General features: G+C 71.9%; 15 protein-coding genes. 13 read left to right on the top strand and 2 right to left on the bottom strand.

Annotation, left to right across the window (positions count from 1 at the left end; translation table 11 throughout):
* The first annotated feature begins 11 nt into the window (after window positions 1-11).
* The 10 genes from folC to K7862_RS24290 all read left to right on the top strand — a co-directional run bounded on the left by folC (window position 12) and on the right by K7862_RS24290 (window position 12,826).
* Window positions 12-1,595 (top strand): bifunctional tetrahydrofolate synthase/dihydrofolate synthase, encoded by a 1,584-nt coding sequence (folC, locus tag K7862_RS24335; protein WP_308012156.1) that lies wholly within the window; start codon window positions 12-14, stop codon window positions 1,593-1,595.
* Between the two features lie 25 nt (window positions 1,596-1,620).
* Window positions 1,621-1,956, top strand: coding sequence for a DUF4233 domain-containing protein (locus tag K7862_RS24330; RefSeq protein WP_222966073.1), 336 nt, complete (start codon window positions 1,621-1,623; stop codon window positions 1,954-1,956).
* A gap of 54 nt (window positions 1,957-2,010) precedes the next feature.
* Entirely contained in the window at window positions 2,011-2,424 is a 414-nt protein-coding gene (ndk, locus tag K7862_RS24325; protein WP_222966071.1) for a nucleoside-diphosphate kinase, read from the top strand.
* Between the two features lie 208 nt (window positions 2,425-2,632).
* A complete protein-coding gene (locus K7862_RS24320) occupies window positions 2,633-3,655 on the top strand; it encodes a rod shape-determining protein (protein ID WP_222966163.1) in 1,023 nt (340 codons plus the stop codon).
* Between the two features lie 109 nt (window positions 3,656-3,764).
* The gene (gene mreC / locus K7862_RS24315) at window positions 3,765-4,847 is read left to right on the top strand and encodes a rod shape-determining protein MreC (RefSeq protein WP_222966069.1); all 1,083 of its coding nucleotides are present in this window, start codon (window positions 3,765-3,767) and stop codon (window positions 4,845-4,847) included.
* Window positions 4,848-4,851: 4 nt separating this feature from the next.
* A complete protein-coding gene (gene mreD / locus K7862_RS24310) occupies window positions 4,852-5,541 on the top strand; it encodes a rod shape-determining protein MreD (RefSeq protein WP_222966067.1) in 690 nt (229 codons plus the stop codon).
* A gap of 85 nt (window positions 5,542-5,626) precedes the next feature.
* A complete protein-coding gene (mrdA, locus tag K7862_RS24305) occupies window positions 5,627-7,864 on the top strand; it encodes a penicillin-binding protein 2 (protein WP_222966065.1) in 2,238 nt (745 codons plus the stop codon).
* Window positions 7,861-9,057: a rod shape-determining protein RodA gene (rodA, locus tag K7862_RS24300; protein ID WP_222966063.1), complete on the top strand. Its 1,197-nt coding sequence runs from the start codon at window positions 7,861-7,863 to the stop codon at window positions 9,055-9,057. The genes mrdA and rodA overlap by 4 nt, the downstream gene beginning before the upstream one ends.
* A gap of 48 nt (window positions 9,058-9,105) precedes the next feature.
* Complete coding sequence (locus K7862_RS24295; protein ID WP_222966061.1) at window positions 9,106-10,704, top strand: CYTH and CHAD domain-containing protein; 1,599 nt, start codon at window positions 9,106-9,108, stop codon at window positions 10,702-10,704.
* A 175-nt stretch (window positions 10,705-10,879) separates the two neighbouring features.
* Window positions 10,880-12,826 carry a TIGR03960 family B12-binding radical SAM protein gene (locus K7862_RS24290; protein ID WP_222966059.1) on the top strand — a complete coding sequence of 649 codons (1,947 nt, stop codon included), beginning with the start codon at window positions 10,880-10,882 and terminating at the stop codon, window positions 12,824-12,826.
* Between the two features lie 29 nt (window positions 12,827-12,855).
* On the opposite strand, the gene K7862_RS24285 is transcribed toward K7862_RS24290, so the two are convergent.
* Window positions 12,856-14,106 carry an MFS transporter gene (locus K7862_RS24285; protein WP_222966057.1) on the bottom strand — a complete coding sequence of 417 codons (1,251 nt, stop codon included), beginning with the start codon at window positions 14,104-14,106 and terminating at the stop codon, window positions 12,856-12,858.
* Window positions 14,107-14,326: 220 nt separating this feature from the next.
* Here K7862_RS24285 and K7862_RS24280 point away from each other — a divergent pair, with 220 nt between their 5' ends.
* Window positions 14,327-14,746 (top strand): DoxX family membrane protein, encoded by a 420-nt coding sequence (locus tag K7862_RS24280; protein ID WP_222966055.1) that lies wholly within the window; start codon window positions 14,327-14,329, stop codon window positions 14,744-14,746.
* A gap of 51 nt (window positions 14,747-14,797) precedes the next feature.
* Here the strand turns inward: K7862_RS24280 and K7862_RS24275 are convergent, their stop codons facing one another.
* Window positions 14,798-15,961 carry an ROK family transcriptional regulator gene (locus K7862_RS24275; RefSeq protein ID WP_222966053.1) on the bottom strand — a complete coding sequence of 388 codons (1,164 nt, stop codon included), beginning with the start codon at window positions 15,959-15,961 and terminating at the stop codon, window positions 14,798-14,800.
* 159 nt (window positions 15,962-16,120) lie between these two features.
* Here K7862_RS24275 and K7862_RS24270 point away from each other — a divergent pair, with 159 nt between their 5' ends.
* Window positions 16,121-17,599, top strand: coding sequence for an APC family permease (locus K7862_RS24270; protein ID WP_222966051.1), 1,479 nt, complete (start codon window positions 16,121-16,123; stop codon window positions 17,597-17,599).
* Window positions 17,600-17,792: 193 nt separating this feature from the next.
* A partial coding sequence (locus tag K7862_RS24265; protein ID WP_222966049.1) for a hypothetical protein occupies window positions 17,793-18,756 on the top strand: 964 nt, incomplete at its 3' end.

Below are 18,756 nucleotides of genomic sequence, written 5' to 3'. Positions count from 1 at the left end.
GACTGGTCGCTGTGAGCACCCCCAGCGACGATCCGTTCGGGCGATCCGCCGACGACGCCGAGCCCGCGGACGACGGTTACGTCGGCTTCGCCCGCCGGACCGATGGAGCCGACGACAGCGACGCCGACGACGACCTCTCGGAGCACGGCCCGCGCGAGGCCGACATGGCCGTCATCGAGGCGGGCAGCCGCACGCTGCGCACCCAGGTCACGCCCCCCGCGCCCGAGGACGACATCCCGGCGCGCCCGGCCGACCCCGAGGTCGACCGCGCCCTGCGGGCGGTCGAGGAGGAGCTGCTCGGCCGCTGGCCGGAGACCAAGCTCGACCCGTCGCTCGACCGGATGAACGCGCTGATGGACATCCTCGGCGACCCGCAGCGCTCGTACCCGTCGATCCACATCACCGGCACCAACGGCAAGACCAGCACCGCCCGGATGATCGAGCGGCTGCTGCTCGCCTTCGAGCTGCGCACCGGCCGCTACACCAGCCCGCACGTGCAGTCCGTCACCGAGCGGATCAGCCTGGACGGCCGGCCGATCGCCCCCGAGAAGTTCATCGAGCAGTACCACGACCTGACCCCCTACATCGGGATGGTCGACCAGTCGCAGCCGCACCGGATGTCGTTCTTCGAGGTGCTGACGGGCATGGCGTACGCGGCGTTCGCCGACGCGCCGGTGGACGTCGCCGTCGTCGAGGTCGGCATGGGCGGCTCCTGGGACGCCACCAACGTGGTCGACGGCCAGGTCGCCGTCGTCACCCCGATCGCCCTCGACCACACCGACCGGCTCGGCTCGACGCCCGGCGAGATCGCGGGCGAGAAGTCCGGGATCATCAAGAAGGGCGCCACCGCCGTCCTCGCCCAGCAGCCCGCGGACGCCGCCCAGGTGCTGCTCAAGCGGGCCGTGGCGGTCGACGCCACGGTGGCCCGCGAGAGCATGGAGTTCGGCGTCCTGCACCGCGAGGTGGCCGTCGGCGGGCAGATGCTGACGCTGCGGGGCCTGGGCGGCGAGTACGAGCAGGTCTTCCTGCCGCTGCACGGCGAGCACCAGGCGCGCAACGCGGCGGTGGCACTCGCCGCGGTCGAGGCGTTCTTCGGCATCGGCAGCATGCACCAGCGCACCCTCGACCTGGACACCGTCCGCGGCGCGTTCGCCACCGTCACCTCACCGGGACGGCTCGAAGTGGTGCGGCGCAGCCCGACCGTGGTGCTCGACGCGGCCCACAACCCGGCCGGCGCGCAGGTCACCGCGGCCGCGATCGGCGAGGTGTTCGGGTTCACCCATCTGGTCGGTGTGATCGGCCCGAGCGGCGACAAGGACGTGCGCGGGCTGCTGGAGGCCTTCGAACCGGTGCTCGCCGAGGTCGTGGTGACCCGCAACTCCACCTCCCGCGCCATGGACGTCGACGAACTGGCGGCGCTGGCCGTCGAGGTGTTCGGCGAGGACCGGGTGCAGGTCGAGACACGCCTGGACGACGCCCTCGAGGCGGCCATCACCCTCGCCGAGGAGGAGGGCGAGTACGCCGGTGCCGGCGTCCTCGTCACCGGCTCGGTGATCACCGTCGGAGAGGCCCGGCTGCTGCTGGGCCGCAAGTGAAACGCGGACTGAAGGGGCTCTGGGCATGCGGACGCTGTGTTCGAGCACGCTGATCGGCGAGTTCTTCGTCATCGGCTTCGCCGGGCTGGTGGCGATGAAGCACCCGGACCTGTCGATGGGCCAGGTGTGGACGGTGTGCGGCATCGCCATGGCGGTGTGCATCCTGCTGTGCGGTCTCATCAACCGGCCGGGCGCGGTGGCGGTGGGCTGGGCGCTGCAGATCGGTCTCGTCATCAGTGGCTTCGTGGTCGGTACCATGTTCGTCCTCGGGGCGATCTTCGCCGGCCTGTGGTGGGCCTCGATCCACTACGGCCGCAAGGTCGACGAGATCCGGGCACGCAACGCGGCGCACACCGGCTGAGCCGCGCCTTGTAGGCTCGCGTCGCACATTCTTTTGAGCATCTGGAGTCGCATCGTGTCCCAGCGCACCCTCGTCCTTCTCAAGCCGGACGCCGTCCGCCGCGGCCTGGTCGGCGAGATCCTCGGCCGCATCGAGCGCAAGGCGGGCTGGACGATCAGCGCCCTCGAACTGCGCACGCTGGACCGGGCCACGCTGGAGCAGCACTACGCCGAGCACGTCGGGCGGCCGTTCTACGAGCCGCTGATGGACTTCATGGCGTCCGGTCCCGCGGTCGCCCTGGTGGTCGAGGGCGAGCGGGTCATCGAGGGCGTACGCACGATGGCCGGCCCGACCGACCCGATCGCCGCCGCGCCCGGCTCCATCCGGGGGGACTTCGGCACCATCGTGCGGGAGAATCTGGTGCACGCCTCGGACTCCGAGGAGTCGGCCGAGCGTGAAATCAAGATCTTCTTCCCCACACTGGCCTAAACCCACCCGCAGCGGACATGGTCCGCGAACGAGTGGGAACAAGGCACGGGAACCAAACACTCCGACACGGCGTCACCATTACTGAGGTCCGCTGTGTGTTCTGATGACAATGGCGTCGGAACCCCGCAACCGCGCCCCGCTGGGCGCGACTACGATGGAACCTCCGCCCACGCTCGGGAAGGCCAGACGTATCCACATGGCGAACAACATGTCGTTCATCGGCCGTGACATGGCTGTCGACCTCGGGACCGCCAACACGCTGGTGTACGTCAGGGGCCGCGGGATCGTCCTGAACGAGCCGTCGGTCGTCGCGGTCAACACCAACACCGGTGGCATCCTCGCGGTCGGCGCCGAGGCGAAGAAGATGATCGGCCGCACCCCCGGCAACATCGTCGCGGTGCGTCCCCTGAAGGACGGCGTCATCGCCGACTTCGAGATCACCGAGCGCATGCTGCGCTACTTCATCCTCAAGATCCACCGGCGCCGCTACATGGTGCGCCCGCGTGTCGTGATCTGCGTGCCCTCCGGCATCACCGGTGTGGAGCGCCGCGCCGTCATCGAGGCCGCGACGCAGGCCGGTGCCCGTACCGTGCACATCATCGAGGAGCCGATGGCCGCGGCCATCGGCGCCGGGCTGCCGGTCCACGAGGCCACCGGCAACATGGTGGTGGACATCGGCGGCGGCACCACCGAGGTCGCGGTCATCAGCCTGGGCGGCATCGTCACCGCGCAGTCCATCCGGGTGGCCGGCGACGAGCTGGACAACGCGATCATCCAGCACATCAAGAAGGAGTACAGCCTCCTTCTGGGCGAACGCACCTCCGAGCAGATCAAGCTCACCATCGGCTCCGCGTTCGCCTCCAAGGCCGACGAGGAGCACACCGAGATCCGCGGACGCGACCTGGTCAGCGGGCTTCCCAAGACCGTCGTGATCTCCACCGCGGAGGTCCGCAAGGCCATCGAGGAACCCGTCAACGCGATCGTCGACGCGGTCAAGACCACGCTGGACAAGTGCCCGCCGGAGCTGTCCGGCGACATCATGGACCGCGGCATCGTGCTCGCCGGCGGCGGCGCCCTGCTGCGCGGTCTCGACGAGCGTCTGAAGCACGAGACGGGCATGCCGATCCACATCGCCGAGACCCCGCTGGACTGCGTGGCCCTCGGCGCCGGCAAGTGCGTCGAGGAGTTCGAGGCACTCCAGCAGGTCCTTGACGCGGCACCCCGCAGGTGACTGCGCGAAGCGCCGCTTCGAGGACCTGAAACACCCCGCACAGTAGCTCCGACCGGCCGCGGCCCCTCAGCGGCGGCGGGTCCGACAGGGAAGGCACGGACTGGCGCCCGTGAGGGACACAAAGGAGAGCCGGCTTCTGCTGGTGCTACTGGTGGTGGTGGCGTTCGCGCTGATCACCGTGGACATCCGGGGCGGTGAGAACTCACCGCTGGACCGGCCGCGGCAGGCGGCCCAGTCGGTCTTCGGCCCGGTGGAGAACTCGGTCGCCAGTGCCGTGAACCCGGTCGGCAACGCCATAGACGCCGTACGGGAGTCCGGGAAGCGCGCCTCCACCATCGACCGGCTCCGCAAGGAGAACGAGGCGCTCAAGCAGCAGCTCGGCTCCAAGGACATCACCCGCAACCGCGCCGCCGAACTCGACCGGCTGCTGAAGACCGCCGGCGCGGGCCAGTACACCATCAAGGGCGCGCAGGTCATCGCCATAGGAGCGGCCCAGGGCTTCTCCTGGACCGTCACCATCGACGCCGGCAGCAACGACGGCCTCACCCGCGACATGACCGTCATCAACGGCGACGGCCTGGTCGGCCGCGTCACCACCGTGGGCCCCTCGACGTCCACCGTGCTGCTCGCCAACGACCCGGACTTCACCGTCGGCACCCGCCTCGAAGGGTCCATGGAACTGGGGTTCGCCACCGGCCAGGGCAACCAGCCGATGCGCGTGCAGCTCCTCAACGGCAAAGCCGCCGTGCACAAGGGCGACCGCCTGGTGACCTTCGGGTCCGAGGCCGGCAAGCCGTTCGTGCCCGGTGTGCCCGTCGGGAAGATCACCGGCATCGAGCCGTCCGGCGGCAACCTCACCAAGACCGTCCTGGTCCAGCCGTTCGTCGGCTTCACCCGCCTGGACGTCGTGGGCGTGGTCGTCGTCGGCCCGCGCACCGACCCGCGTGACAGCGTGCTGCCGCCCCGGCCGACGAAGCCGGCCCCGCCCGCCCCGCCGAAGCCCAGCGGCACGCCCAGCGCCGGCGGCACGCCCAACCCGAACGGAACACCGAACCCCAACGGAACACCGAACCCGGGCGGCACACCCACCGGTCCCGGCACTCCGGTCTCCCCGGGGGAGGGCACGGCCACCAACGGCGGTACCGCGAACACCGACCGCAACCCCACCCCGACGACCACCAGCGGGGGCTGACCTCATGCGCCTCAACCGGATCCTGCTCTCCACCGTCCTGGTGGTCATCGCGATGGTCGCCCAGGTCAGCGTGCTGGCCCGGCTGCACCTGCCCGGCGCGGTCCCGGACCTGCTGCTGCTCACCGTGCTCGGCCTGGCCATCACCTACGGCCACGTCGGCGGCTGCCTCGTCGGCTTCTTCGCCGGACTGCTCGCCGACATCGCGCCGCCGGCCGACCACGCCGTCGGCCGCTACGCGCTCGTGCTGTCGGTGATCGGCTACGCGGCCGGGCTCGCCAAACCGGAGAGCGGCCAACTGCGCACCGCGGCCGGCCCCATGATGGTCGTCATCTGCGCGGCCATCGGCACCACCCTGCTGTACGCCGGCGTCGGCAGCCTCGTCGGCGACACCAACGGCGCCCATGTGGGCCTGGGCAAACTGGTGTTCACCGCCGCCGTCTACGACCTGCTGCTGGCACCGTTCATCGTCCCCCTGGTCATGGCACTGGCCAGGCACTTCGACCACGACCCGGTCACCGAGGACTCCGCCGGCGGCTTCGGCGGCGGCTTCGGGGGAGGGTCGGGCGGCGGGTTCGGCGGCACCCGCTCCCGGCTGCGGCCGGGCAGATCCTCCGTCGCCTCCTCCCGCGGCATGTTCAGCCGCACCGGCCGGCTGGTGAAGGGCAACTCGCTGGTGAGGGGAGCACGCAGGTGAACGGCGGCAACGGCGGCCCCCTCGCCCACGTCGTCAACCTCGCCCACAGCGTCGACAGCACGGCCAGCAGGAGCAGGGAGCAGCGGTGAGCAACATCCCCGACACCGGACGGAACACCCGGATCACCATCCGGCTGGTCATCCTCCAGATCCTCGTCGTGTCCCTGCTGCTGACCCTCGGCGGCCGGCTGTGGTACCTGCAGATCCGCAACGGCCAGCAGTACGACGCCAAGGCCGCGAGCAACCACATCCAGCAGGTCGTCACCCCCGCCGTGCGCGGCGCCATCCTCGACGACCACGGCGTGCCGCTCGCCGACAACGAGACCCGCCTGGTCGTCTCGGCCAGCCGCACCGACCTGCTCAAGCAGAGCGACGGCGGCACGGCGGTGCTCGGCCGGCTGGCCGGCGTGCTCGGCCTGACGCCCAAGGAAGTGTCGGACAAGGTCCGGCTGTGCGACGCGCAGACCCCCAAGCCCTGCTGGAACGGTTCGCCCTACCAGCCCATCCCGATCACCGATTCCGCGACCACCCAGCAGGCGCTGCAGATCATGGAGCGCCGCGAGGACTTCCCCGGCATCACCGCCGAACCCACCGCGGTCCGCCGCTACCCCAGCCCCGACAAGGCCAGCAGCGCCCAGGTGCTCGGCTACCTCGGCCCGGTCACCGACGACGAGGTGGCCAAGTCGGAGAAGTCCGCCAACCCGCTGCTGCGCTCGGACCAGATCGGCCGCTCCGGCCTGGAGAGCGTCTACGACGACCAGCTCCGCGGCAAGGCCGGCGTCACCCGCTACGAGGTCGACAACCTCGGACGGGTCATCGGCAAGGCCGGCGACACCCCGGCGCAGCCCGGCGGCGACCTGGTCACCAGCATCGACGCCCGCGTCCAGGCCGTCACCGAGCAGCAGCTCAACGACGCCATGGTGGCCGCCCGCAAGACCTTCGACACCGTCACCGGCAAGAACTACAAGGCCGACTCCGGCGCCGCGGTCGTGATGGACAACCACACCGGCCGGATCATCGCCATGGCGAGCCTGCCCGACTACGACCCCAACGAGTGGGTCGGCGGCATCTCCGCCAAGGACTACGCCGCGCTCACCGACACGAAGTCGGACTACCCACTGCTGAACCGGGCCATCCAGGGCCAGTCGGCGCCGGGCTCCACCTTCAAGGTGATCTCCACCTCCGCGGCCGTCGCGGCCGGCTACCCCGAGGACGGCGGCTACCCCTGCACGTCCTCGATGATGATCGGCAACCGCGAGTTCAAGAACTTCGAGAACGAGAGCTTCGGCGACATCTCCCTGGGCAAGGCCCTGGAGGTCTCCTGCGACACGGTGTTCTACGGCATCGCCTACAAGGAATGGCAGAAGGACGGCGGCACCAACCCCAAGCACCCCAAGGACTGGTTCTTCAAGACCGCCCACCAGTTCGGCCTCGGCGCCAGGACCGGCGTCGACCTGCCCGGCGAGGTCACCGGCCGCGTCCCCGACCGCCAGTGGAAGAAGAACTTCTGGGACGCCAACAAGGCCGACTGGTGCGCCACCGCCAAGAAGCACCAGAACGACCACAACCCGCCGCTGGGCATCGCCATCGCGATCGAGAACTGCCCCGACGGCTACGTGGTCCGCGCCGGTGACTCCGTCAACTACGCCATCGGCCAGGGCGACACGCTCGTCACACCGGTCCAGATGGCCCGGGTCTACGCCGCACTCGCCAACGGCGGCACGCTGTATCAGCCGTCCATCGGCAAGGCCGTGATCAGCGCTGACGGCAAGACCGTCACCCCCATCAAGCCCAAGGTCACCGGCAAGCTCCCGGACTCCAAGTCCACGCTGAAGTACATCGACAAGGCCCTGGCCGGCGTGGTCACCGAGGGCACCGCCGACTGGAAGTTCGGCGGCTGGCCGCAGGACAAGATCCCGCTGCACGCCAAGACCGGTACCGCCGAGGTCGAGGGCAAGCAGACCACGTCCTGGTTCGACACGTACACCAAGGACTACACGATCGTCATGACGATCTCCCAGGGCGGCACCGGCTCCGGCGGTTCCGGTGAGGCCGTGCGCCACATCTACGAGGCCATGTACGGCATCAAGCCGAACACCAGCGAGATCGACCCGGGCAAGGGCATCATGCCCAAGCCCGTCGACGCGCTGCCCAAGATCTCCTCGGACGGCGGCGTGATCCAGTCGGCGCTGTCGGCCCCCGCCCCCGACACCTTCCTCAACCCGGTCGCCCCGCAGGCCGGCGGCGGAGCCGCCCCGGTCCTGGCGGCACTCACCCCGACCCGCACCGAGAAGCTGCTGTACGGCAGAAAGTACGTGGTATGAGCGCGCACACCTTCTCGGTCCGCCGGTTCAGCCCGGAGAAGTCGACCCTCGGCAGGCTCTTCGCCCGCGACTCGGTCGTGCGCCGCATGGACTGGGTGCTGCTCCTGGCCACGGTCCTGCTGTGCGGCATCGGCACGCTGCTGGTCTACTCCGCGACCCGCAACCGCACCAACCTGACCCACGGCGACCACTACTACTTCCTCATCCGGCACCTGATGAACGCCGGCATCGGATTCGCGCTCGCCGCGGGCGCGATGGCCATAGGGCACCACCGGATGCGGAGCGTGGTGCCGTTCTTCTACGTCCTGTCCATCCTTGGCATCCTCGCAGTGCTCAGCCCGCTCGGCTCCACCGTCAACGGCGCGCACTCGTGGATCGTCATCGGAGGCGGCTTCTCCCTGCAGCCGTCGGAGTTCGTGAAGGTCGCGATCATCATCGGCATGGCGATGGTGCTGTCCGCCCGCGTCGACGCCGGCGACAAGATCCACCCCGACAACCGCACGGTCCTGCAGGCCCTGTCGCTGGCCGTGATCCCGATCCTCATCATCATGCTGATGCCGGACCTCGGCTCGATCATGGTGCTGGCCGCGATCATCCTCGGCGTCCTGCTCGTCTCCGGCGCCGACAACCGCTGGGTCTTCGGACTGATCCTCGCCGGCCTCGCCGGCTCGCTGACGGTGTGGAAACTCGGCATCCTCAGCAAGTACCAGGTCGACCGCTTCGCGGCCTTCGCCAACCCCGCCCTGGACCCCTCCGGCGTCGGCTACAACACCAGCCAGGCCCGCATCGCCATCGGCTCCGGCGGCCTGCTCGGCAAGGGCCTGTTCCACGGCAGCCAGACCACCGGGCAGTTCGTGCCCGAACAGCAGACCGACTTCGTCTTCTCCGTGGCCGGCGAGGAACTCGGCTTCGTGGGCGCGGCGTTCATCATCGCGCTGATCGGCGTCATCCTCTGGCGCGCCTGCTCGATCGCCCGCAGTGCGACGGACCTCTACGGGACGATCGTCGCCGCCGGCGTCGTGGCCTGGTTCGCCTTCCAGTCCTTCGAGAACATCGGCATGACCCTCGGCATCATGCCGGTCGCCGGCATCCCCTTGCCCTTCGTCTCCTACGGCGGGTCATCCATGTTCGCGAACTGCATCGCCATAGGGATGCTCCAGTCGGTCCGGATGCAGCGCCCGATGTCGGCCTGACCCGCGGCGGCGTTGCCCCGGGCGGCACGGCGCGGTTACCGTCCGAGGATGGTGCAGCGTGCAGGCGAGACGGAACGCAAGTACGAGGCCGCGGCCGGTGTCACCGACCCGCGCCCGGCCTACGACGGCCTCCCCGACGTCGCCGGCACCCGCACCCTGGACCCCGTCGAACTCGACGCCGTCTACTACGACACGCCCGGCCTCGCCCTCGCCGCGCACCGGGTGACCCTGCGCCGCCGCACCGGCGGTGACGACGCCGGCTGGCACCTCAAGCTCCCCACGTCCGAGGCCGACACCCGCACGGAGGTGCGGGTGCCGCTCGGGACGGAGGGCACCGAGGGGGCGGAGCGCGTTGCCGGCCCCGCCGACACCGGACAGACCGGGCCGTCCGCGGACGCCCACGCCGCTGCGATCTTCGCCGGCGGCGAACACCGCGTCCCACCCGCCGAACTGCGCGCCGAGGTCGCCGCGCTGACCCGCGGCCACCCGCTGAACCCCGTCGTCCGGCTGCGCACCCACCGCCGCCGCGAACTGCTCCTCGACCACACCGGCCGCACCCTCGCCGAGATCGCCCACGACACCGTCCACGCCCAGGCCCGCGACGCCGCCCCCACCTCCTGGTCCGAGACCGAGGTCGAACTCCACGAAGGCGGCCCCCGCCTCCTCGACGCCGTCGAGGAACGCCTGGCCGCGGCCGGCCTGCACCGCTCGACCTCGCCCTCCAAACTCGCCCGCGCCCTGGGCGGCGGCGTCCTCGCCGCACCCCCCGCCACCCCCGGCCGGCCGCCCACCGCCGGCCGCACGGCCACCGCCTACCTGCGCGAACAGCTCACCGCGATCCTCGCCCTCGACCCCGCCGCACGCCGCGCCGAGGAGGACGCGGTCCACCGCATGCGCGTCGCCACCCGCCGCGCCCGCAGCGCCCTCAAAAGCTTCCGCAAGGAACTCGACCGCGCCGCCACCGACCCCGTCGGCCACGAACTCGCATGGCTGGCCGGCGTCCTCGGCACCGCACGCGACCGCGAGGTCCTCACCGAGCGCCTCGGACACCGGCTCGGCGAACTCGACCCCGCCCTCGCCACCCGGCCCCTGCGCCGGCGCCTGCTGGAACGCGACGGCGCCCCGGCCGGCCCGCACGCCGCAGCGCCCCCCGAACTCGACAGCCCCCGCTACCACGCGCTGCTCGACGCCCTCGAAGCACTGCTCGCCGCACCCCCCTACACCCCCGCCGCCGACGCACCCGCCGCCGAAGCCGCCCGCGCCACGGTCCGCCGCGACCACGCACGACTGCGGCACGGCATCGAAGCGGCCCTCGCCCTCCCACCCGGCGACGCCCGGGACACCGCCCTGCACGAGGCCCGCAAGGACGCCAAACGCGCCCGCTACTCCTCCGAGGCCGCACAGGCCGTCCTCGGCCCGGCCGCCACCGCGCACACCGCGCGCATGAAGACCGTCCAGCAACTCCTCGGCGAGCACCAGGACAGCGTGATGTGCCGGACCGCCCTCGCCGCACTGCGCGAGGACGCCGAACGGGCCGGCGAGGACCCCGCGCCCTACGACGCCCTCGACCGCCGGGAACGCGAGATCGCCGCCGACGTCGAGGCCGGCCTGCCCGCCGCGTGGCGCGACGCCGACCGACCCCTGTGACGCCGGCCGGCCCTCGTGACGCCGGCCGGCCCGCGAGCCGCCCGCCGACCCCGGTGACACCGGCCCGAACCGGTGACGGGAATCACGTCCACCGCCCTCGGGTACCCTTGAGGGTCATCCCTCCCGAGGCCGCCGCGCCCGGGAGTTCCCCAGCCCGCTGATGAAAGTCGCCGAGATGCCTGTCGAGTCGGTCTTCCCGCGCCTGGAAGCGCTTCTCCCGCACGTCCAGAAGCCCATCCAGTACGTCGGCGGGGAGCTCAACTCCACCGTCAAGGAATGGGACACCACCGACGTGCGGTGGGCGCTGATGTACCCCGACGCCTACGAGGTCGGCCTGCCCAACCAGGGCGTCATGATCCTCTACGAGGTGCTCAACGAGCGCGAGGGCGTCCTCGCCGAGCGCACCTACAGCGTGTGGCCCGACCTGGAAGCCCTGATGCGCGAGCACAAGGTGCCCCAGTTCACCGTCGACGCCCACCGCCCGGTCCGCGCCTTCGACGTCTTCGGCCTGAGCTTCTCCACCGAGCTCGGCTACACCAACATGCTCACCGCCCTCGACCTCGCCGGCATCCCCCTGGCCGCCGCCGACCGCACCGAGGACGACCCGGTCGTGCTCGCCGGCGGCCACGCCGCCTTCAACCCCGAGCCGATCGCCGACTTCATCGACGCCGCGGTCATCGGCGACGGCGAACAGGCCGTCCTGGAGATCACCGACGTCATCCGCGCCTGGAAGACCGAGGGACGCCCCGGCGGCCGCGACGAACTGCTGCTGCGCCTGGCCCGCACCGGCGGCGTGTACGTGCCGCGCTTCTACGACGTCGAGTACCTGCCCGACGGCCGGATCGCCCGCGTCGTGCCCAACCGTTCCGGCGTGCCGTGGCGGGTGTCCAAGCACACCGTCATGGACCTCGACGAGTGGCCCTACCCCAAGCAGCCGCTGGTCCCGCTCGCCGAGACCGTGCACGAGCGCATGTCCGTGGAGATCTTCCGCGGCTGCACCCGCGGCTGCCGCTTCTGCCAGGCGGGCATGATCACCCGTCCGGTGCGCGAGCGTTCCATCACCGGCATCGGCGAGATGGTCGAGGCGGGGCTGAAGGCCACCGGCTTCGAGGAGGTCGGCCTGCTGTCGCTGTCCTCCGCCGACCACACCGAGATCGCCGACGTCGCCAAGGGCCTCGCCGACCGCTACGAGGACGACAAGATCGGCCTGTCGCTGCCGTCCACCCGCGTCGACGCCTTCAACATCGACCTCGCCAACGAGCTGACCCGCAACGGCCGCCGCTCCGGCCTCACCTTCGCCCCCGAGGGCGGCTCCGAGCGGATCCGCAAGGTCATCAACAAGATGGTCTCGGAGGAGGACCTCATCCGGACCGTCGCCACCGCCTACGGCAACGGCTGGCGCCAGGTGAAGCTGTACTTCATGTGCGGCCTGCCCACCGAGACCGACGAGGACGTGCTGCAGATCGCCGACATGGCCAAGCGCGTCATCCAGAAGGGCCGCGAGGTCACCGGCCAGAACGACATCCGCTGCACGGTGTCCATCGGCGGGTTCGTGCCCAAGCCGCACACGCCGTTCCAGTGGTCGCCGCAGCTCGGCGTCGAGGAGACCGACGCCCGGCTGGAGAAGCTGCGGGACGCCATCCGCGGCGACAAGAAGTACGGCCGCAACATCGGCTTCCGCTACCACGACGGCAAGCCCGGCATCATCGAGGGCCTGCTGTCCCGCGGCGACCGCCGCGTCGGCGCCGTGATCCGCGCGGTCTACGAGGACGGCGGCCGGTTCGACGGCTGGCGTGAGCACTTCTCCTACGACCGCTGGATGCGCGCCTGCGAGGCCGCCCTGCCCGCGTTCGACGTCGACCTCGCCTGGTTCACCACCCGCGAGCGCACCATCGAGGAGGTCCTGCCCTGGGACCACCTCGACTCCGGCCTCGACAAGGACTGGCTCTGGGACGACTGGCAGGACGCCCTCGACGAGACCGAGGTCGAGGACTGCCGCTGGACCCCGTGCTTCGATTGCGGCGTTTGTCCCCAGATGGACACGGCCATCCAGATCGGTCCCACCGGCAAGAAGCTGCTTCCGCTCACGGTGGTCAACGCCGGGGCTAGCGCGGGGAGTTAGGCGGTACTGCCGCCCCCGGTACGGGAGTTCTAGGGGGCGGTCGGCACGCTCTCTGCGGCCGGGACGGGGGCCGGGGCGGCCGCGCGGCGGGGGAGCAGGAGCGGGGTCGCCAGCAGGAGGAGGCCGGCCGCGGCGATCGCGATGCGGGGGCCGGTGACGGCGGCCAGCACGCCCCACGCCGCGGTGGTCACCGCGATGCCGGCGCTGGTGCTGACGGACCAGGCGGACAGGGTGCGGGCGACCCGGTCCGCCGCGGTCTCGTCCAGGCGGTAGGTGGCCAGCAGCGGATTGAACACGCCGCAGCAGGTCACCAGGCCGAACTGCACGCCGATGACCAGCAGCATCCCGGGGACGCCGGGTCGGACGAACGCCAGGCCGAGCGGCCAGCAGGCGCGCAGGACGCCGCTGGTGACCAGGACGCGGTGCCGTCCGAACCGGGCGGCGAGGGGGCGGGCGAGGCGTGAGCCGATGAGGCCGCCGACGCAGGGTGCGGCGAAGGCGACGCTGTACTGCCAGGGGGCGAATCCGAGGCGGCCGAGCATCAGGACGGCGAGCAGCGGGTCCGAGGCCATGATGAGGCCGTTGACGGCGATCGCGTTGAGGAAGAGCGGGCGCAGTCCGGGGTGGCCGAGGATGTGGCGCCATCCGGCGAGGAGGTCGGCGGTGCGCAGGCGTCGCGCGGTGTCGCGCGGGGGCTGGGGTTCGTCCCGGCCGATGGCGCGGATGCCGAGGGCGGAGAGCAGGTAGCTGGCGGCGTCGGCGATCACGGTCGTGACGGGGCCGAGGAGTCCGACGGCGGCGCCGCCGAGGGGTGGTCCGGTGACGGTCGCGGTCCAGGTGGTGGACTCGAAGCGGCTGTTGGCGACGAGGAGGTCCTCGGGGGGGACGAGGGCTTTCAGGCATGCGCCGCTGGCGGAGCGGAAGGCGAGGTCGGCGGCGGCGACGACGACGGAGACGACCAGCAGGTGGGTGTAGGTGAGGTGTCCGAGCGCGTAGGCGGCGGGGACGCTGGCCATCGCCGCGCACCGGGTGAGGTCCATGGTGATCATGACGGGGCGTTTGCGGTGGAATTCCACCCAGGGGCCGAGGGGTACGGCGATGGCGGCTCCCACGGCGCGTCCGGCCGCCGCGAGTGCGGCGACCTGGGCCGGGCCGCAGTGGAGGACGACGACGGCGATGAGGGGGAAGGCGCCGAAGGCGAGCCAGGTGCCGTAGGAGCTGACGGCGAAGGCGCCCCAGAGCCATCCGAAGTTCCGTCCGAGCGTCCGCCTGCCCGTCATGTGTCGTGCCCTCCGCGTGCCGCTCGTCCGATCTGGCCGATCCCGGCATCCAAGCGAGTCGCGGGCGGCCGGGGCAAACAACCGACGCGCCGCCGCGTCACAACCACCGGTTGTGCGGCCTGGGTGCCGGGTGGTCGTTCGCGGCTGCTGCCGAGTGGCGGCGTGCCGGTGGGCGGTCATGCTGGGGGAGGGGCGGTACGCGAGTGGTGAGGAGCCGGCCATGAAGCTGCACGAAGCCCCGCCCCGGATCGCCACCGGGGCGTTCATCCTGCACACGGGCCTGCAGAAGTGGAAGGGGGACGACGCCACGGCCGAGGCGATGCACGGCATGGCGGGCGGGGTCTATCCGGCGTTCAGGAAGCTCACGCCGCAGCAGTTCCTGCGGTTGCTGTCGTGCGGGGAGATCGTGACGGGGTCGCTGCTGCTGGCGCCGTTCGTGCCGACGGCGGTGGCCGGTGTCGCTCTCACCGGTTTCTCGGGGGCGTTGCTGGGGCTTTACGCGCGTCTGCCGGGGATGCGGAAGCCGGGGAGTGTGTTCCCGACGCAGGAGGGCACGGTGCTGGCCAAGGACTCGTGGATGCTCGGCATCGGTCTGGGTCTCGTCGCCGACGGTCTCACCGACCGGCGCTGCCGCCGCTGACGGGTTCTTCGTGGCGCGTTCTTCGTAGCCCGCTGAGGTGGGGCCGGGCGGTCAGGTGCGCTGGGCGAAGACGACGTCCCGGGCGGTGCCCAGGGCCGTCGCGACCGCGCCGAGCAGGACCGCGTCCTCGCCGAGAGCGCTGGCCGCGACCTTGGGCCGCAGGGGGGTGAGGCGGCGCAGGGTGTCGCCGACGGTCTGCAGGAGCAGGTCGGCGCTGTGGCCGACGCCGCCGCCGAGGACGACGAGTTCGGGGTCGAGGACGGCGGCGACCGCCGCGACGGTGTGGGCGAGGCGTTCGCCTTCCTGCCGGACGGCGGTGACGGCCGCGGCCTGTCCGGCGCGGGCGGACTCGAAGACGGACTTCGCGGTGAGCGGGCCGGTCATGCCCAGCGCGCGGGCGGCGCGGACGACGGCGTCCCCGGAGACGGCGTCCTCCAGGGTGTCGGGTTCGCGGCCGTTCCAGGGCAGGAAGCCGATCTCGCCGGCGGCGCCGCTGGCGCCGGTGAAGGGCCGGCCGTCGGCGACGATGCCCATGCCGAGGCCGGTTCCGATCATGACGTAGACGAAGAGCCGGCTGCCGGCGCCGACGCCGAAGGCGTGTTCGCCGACGGCGGCGAGGTTGGCGTCGTTGTGGACGGCGAGGGGGACGCCCAGTTCGTCGCGCATGCGGTCGAAGAGGCCGGCGCGTCCCCAGCCGGGGAGGTGCAGGGCGTACCGGACGCGGTGGGCCTCGGGGTCGTAGACGCCGGGTGTGCCGACGACGGCGTGTACGACGTCGGCCGGGGGGACGGCGGAGCCGGCGACCAGGCGGTGGGCGGTGGTCACGACGAGGTCGGCCATGGCGGCCGAGGAGCGGGCCTTGTTGCGGACGTCGGTGCGGGCGACGACGGTGCCGTCGAGGTCGGCGAGGGCGACGCGCAGCCAGGCGCGGCCGATGTCGATGCCCAGTGCGTAGCCGGCGGCCGGGTCGGGGGTGTAGAGGACGGCGGCCCGGCCGCGTTCGGGGGTGTGGTGGCCGGCCTCGCGGACCAGGCCGGCGGCTTCGAGCGAGGCCAGCGCGCTGGAGACGGTGGGTTTGGACAGGCCGGTCTCGCGGGCGAGTTGGGCGCGGGAGGCGGGTGCGGTGCGCAGCCGTTCCAGCAGGAGGCGCTCGTTGGAACTGCGCAGCCGCTGCTGGTTCCAGGGCTGGTCGGGCCCGTTGTCGCTGCTGGTCATATCGGCATTCTCACGTACTCGTCCCCGGATGTGGCCCGGACCCCTTGACGCTGTTAGTAAAGGAACTTAACTTAAGCACGCCCCGCGCCCGGGGAGGAGGGCCGCGCACGGCGGTCCTTCTCGACACCCGTCCGTCTCCACACCCGCCAGGGAGCCTCCATGTCCGGCAGCCCCCCGCCCGCAGGCGGCTTCGTCCGCAGAATCGGCCTGTTCCAGGCCACCACCATCAACATGAGCCAGATGTGCGGCATCGGGCCGTTCGTCACCATCCCGCTGATGGTCGCCGCGTTCGGCGGCCCGCAGGCCATTCTCGGCTTCGTCGCCGGCGCCGTCCTGGCACTGGCCGACGGGCTGGTGTGGGCCGAACTCGGCGCCTCCATGCCGGGGTCCGGCGGTTCCTACGTCTATCTGCGCCAGGCGTTCCAGTACCGCAGCGGCAAGCTGGTGCCGTTCCTGTTCGTGTGGACCGCGATGCTCTTCATCCCGCTGATCATGTCGACCGGCGTGGTCGGGTTCGTGCAGTACCTGGGCTACCTGGCGCCGCACATGGGCAAAACCACCGGCGACCTGGTGGGCCTGGCGATGATCGTGGTCGTCATCGGCATGCTGTGGCGCGGTATCGAGCACATCGCGCGGATCACGGCCGTGATGTGGGCGGTGATGATCCTTTCGGTGCTGCTGGTCATCATCGCCTCGGCCACGCACTTCTCAGGCCACATGGCCTTCACCTACCCCGCGCACGCCTTCGCGCTGAACACGAGCCACTTCTGGACCGGGTTCGCGGCGGGTCTGACCATCGGCATCTACGACTACCTCGGCTACAACACCACCGCCTACATGGGCGCCGAGATCAAGACCCCGGGCCGGGTGCTGCCCCGGTCCATCGTCTTCTCCATCGTCGGCATCATGGCGATCTACCTGCTGCTGCAGATCGGCACCCTCGGGGTGATCGACTGGCACCGGATGACCGACCCCCACGACATCGCCTCCACGTCCGTGGCCTCCGCGGTGCTGGAGAAGACCTGGGGCAAGGGCGCCGCCGACACCGTCACCGTGCTCATCCTCATCACCGCGTTCGCCTCGGTCTTCACCGGGCTGCTGGGCGGCTCGCGGGTCCCCTACGACGCGGCGCGCGAGCGGGTGTTCTTCCGCCCGTACGCCAAGCTGCACGAGCGGCACCGCTTCCCGATGTGGGGCCTGGCCACCATGGGCGTGATCACCGCGGCGGGGTTCCTCATCGGCCGCCACACCGACCTGGCGACGCTCATCCAGCTGCTCACCACCGTCATGGTCATCGTCCAGGCGCTGGCCCAGATCATCGCGCTCGGTGTGCTGCGCCGGCGCCAGCCCGGACTGCGCCGCCCGTACCGGATGTGGCTGTACCCGGTGCCGGCGGTCGTGGCCCTGGTCGGCTGGCTCGTCATCTACGGCTACGCGGACAAGAACTCGCCAGGCCGTCACCCCATCGAGTGGTCGCTGGCGTGGGTGGCGCTCGGACTCGTCGCCTTCGTCCTGTGGTCGCGCTACGAGAAGGTGTGGCCGTTCGGGTCCAAGGAGGTCAGCGAGGAGTACCTGGAGGGCGCCGACCCCGACGCCGATCCCGAGTCCGACCCGGAGGCCGCGGGCGTCCCGGCGTGACCGGCCGGTCCCGCCGCGCCCGTGCGGGACCGGTGCCCAACCTCCCTGCCGCACACGTCGGCTGACGTCCCGTCCGTCCGTTTTGGCCCGTCCGTCCGTCGTCCGCCCGGCGGCCCCGGCACAGCGCCGGTGGCCGCCGGGCGGACGCGCGAACAGGCAGGGGGTCCCGACCGCGGTCGGCTAGGTTCTCCGCATGACGTGGGAGGGGGCGGCCGGTACGGACGGCGGGGGTGACGGCTGCCTGACGGTCGCCGTGCGGATGCCGGTCCGGGTGCTCGCGGTCATCGTGGTTCTGCCGGTGCGCCTGGCCTGGGACGCGCTGTGCGCGGTCGGCCGGGCCCTGCGGACCGCGCTGGAAGGGCTCTGGCGCCGGCTGCTGCTGCCGCCCCTGCGCGTCCTGGGCCTCGCGGCCGCGTGGCTGGCGAAGGTCCTGCTCGTGCTCCCGCTGGCCGTGCTGGGGCGGTACGCGCTGGCGCCCCTGGGGCGGGCGGCCGCCTGGATCCTGGCCGCGGCGGCACGTTTCCTGCTGGTGCTGCCGGCCGTGGCGCTGTGGCGGTACGTCCTCGCACCGGCCGGGCGCGGGACGGCCTGGGCACTGGCCGCGCTGGGGGCGGCCGCGGGCTGGGCGGCCAGGGTGCTGGTCGTGCGGCCGGCGGGCCGGATCCGGCGGGCGGTGCTGCTGCCCGTGGCCGCGGGGATCGCGGCCGCCGCGGCCTTCGTGGCCCTCGTCGTACGGTGGCTGCTGGTGGCACCGCTGGTGGCCCTGTGGCGGTACGCGGTGGTACCGGTCGCGCTCGCGACGGCGTGGGCCGGCCGCGCCCTGGGCCGCGGACTGCTGTGGGTGGTGCGGCGCCTGGTCGTGGCGCCCGCCGCCTTCATCTGGCGGCGGGTCCTCGTCCCGGTCGGCCGCGAGGTGGCCGCCGCGCTCGGCCACGCGTGGCGCGTGACCGCCTATGTCTCGCGCGCGGCCGGACGCGGGGCGGCCTGGCTGTTCCGGGTGCTGGTGGCCGTCCCCGCCGCCTGGCTGTGGCGCGGGACCGGGGCGCCGCTGCTCCGCGCCGCGGGCACGGCCTGGCGGTTCGCCAGGCGCGAGATCCTGCGGCCGGCCCGGCAGGCCGTGGCGGAGGCCCGCAGGACCGTCCGCGCCGCCCTGTCCG

It is taken from the genome of Actinacidiphila acidipaludis, assembly GCF_019890725.1.
Taxonomy (GTDB): domain Bacteria; phylum Actinomycetota; class Actinomycetes; order Streptomycetales; family Streptomycetaceae; genus Actinacidiphila; species Actinacidiphila acidipaludis.
This window is presented reverse-complemented; position numbering and strand designations above follow the sequence as displayed.

What these genes read in the sequence shown, in the direction of transcription:
- K7862_RS24330 (WP_222966073.1), top strand. Translation starts at nt 1,621, where the DNA reads ATGCGGACGCTGTGTTCGAGCACGCTGATCGGCGAGTTCTTCGTCATC.
- K7862_RS24320 (WP_222966163.1), top strand. Translation starts at nt 2,633, where the DNA reads ATGTCGTTCATCGGCCGTGACATGGCTGTCGACCTCGGGACCGCCAAC.
- mreD (WP_222966067.1), top strand. Translation starts at nt 4,852, where the DNA reads ATGCGCCTCAACCGGATCCTGCTCTCCACCGTCCTGGTGGTCATCGCG.
- rodA (WP_222966063.1), top strand. Translation starts at nt 7,861, where the DNA reads ATGAGCGCGCACACCTTCTCGGTCCGCCGGTTCAGCCCGGAGAAGTCG.
- K7862_RS24295 (WP_222966061.1), top strand. Translation starts at nt 9,106, where the DNA reads ATGGTGCAGCGTGCAGGCGAGACGGAACGCAAGTACGAGGCCGCGGCC.
- K7862_RS24290 (WP_222966059.1), top strand. Translation starts at nt 10,880, where the DNA reads ATGCCTGTCGAGTCGGTCTTCCCGCGCCTGGAAGCGCTTCTCCCGCAC.
- K7862_RS24285 (WP_222966057.1), bottom strand. Translation starts at nt 14,106, where the DNA reads ATGACGGGCAGGCGGACGCTCGGACGGAACTTCGGATGGCTCTGGGGC.
- K7862_RS24280 (WP_222966055.1), top strand. Translation starts at nt 14,327, where the DNA reads ATGAAGCTGCACGAAGCCCCGCCCCGGATCGCCACCGGGGCGTTCATC.
- K7862_RS24275 (WP_222966053.1), bottom strand. Translation starts at nt 15,961, where the DNA reads ATGACCAGCAGCGACAACGGGCCCGACCAGCCCTGGAACCAGCAGCGG.
- K7862_RS24270 (WP_222966051.1), top strand. Translation starts at nt 16,121, where the DNA reads ATGTCCGGCAGCCCCCCGCCCGCAGGCGGCTTCGTCCGCAGAATCGGC.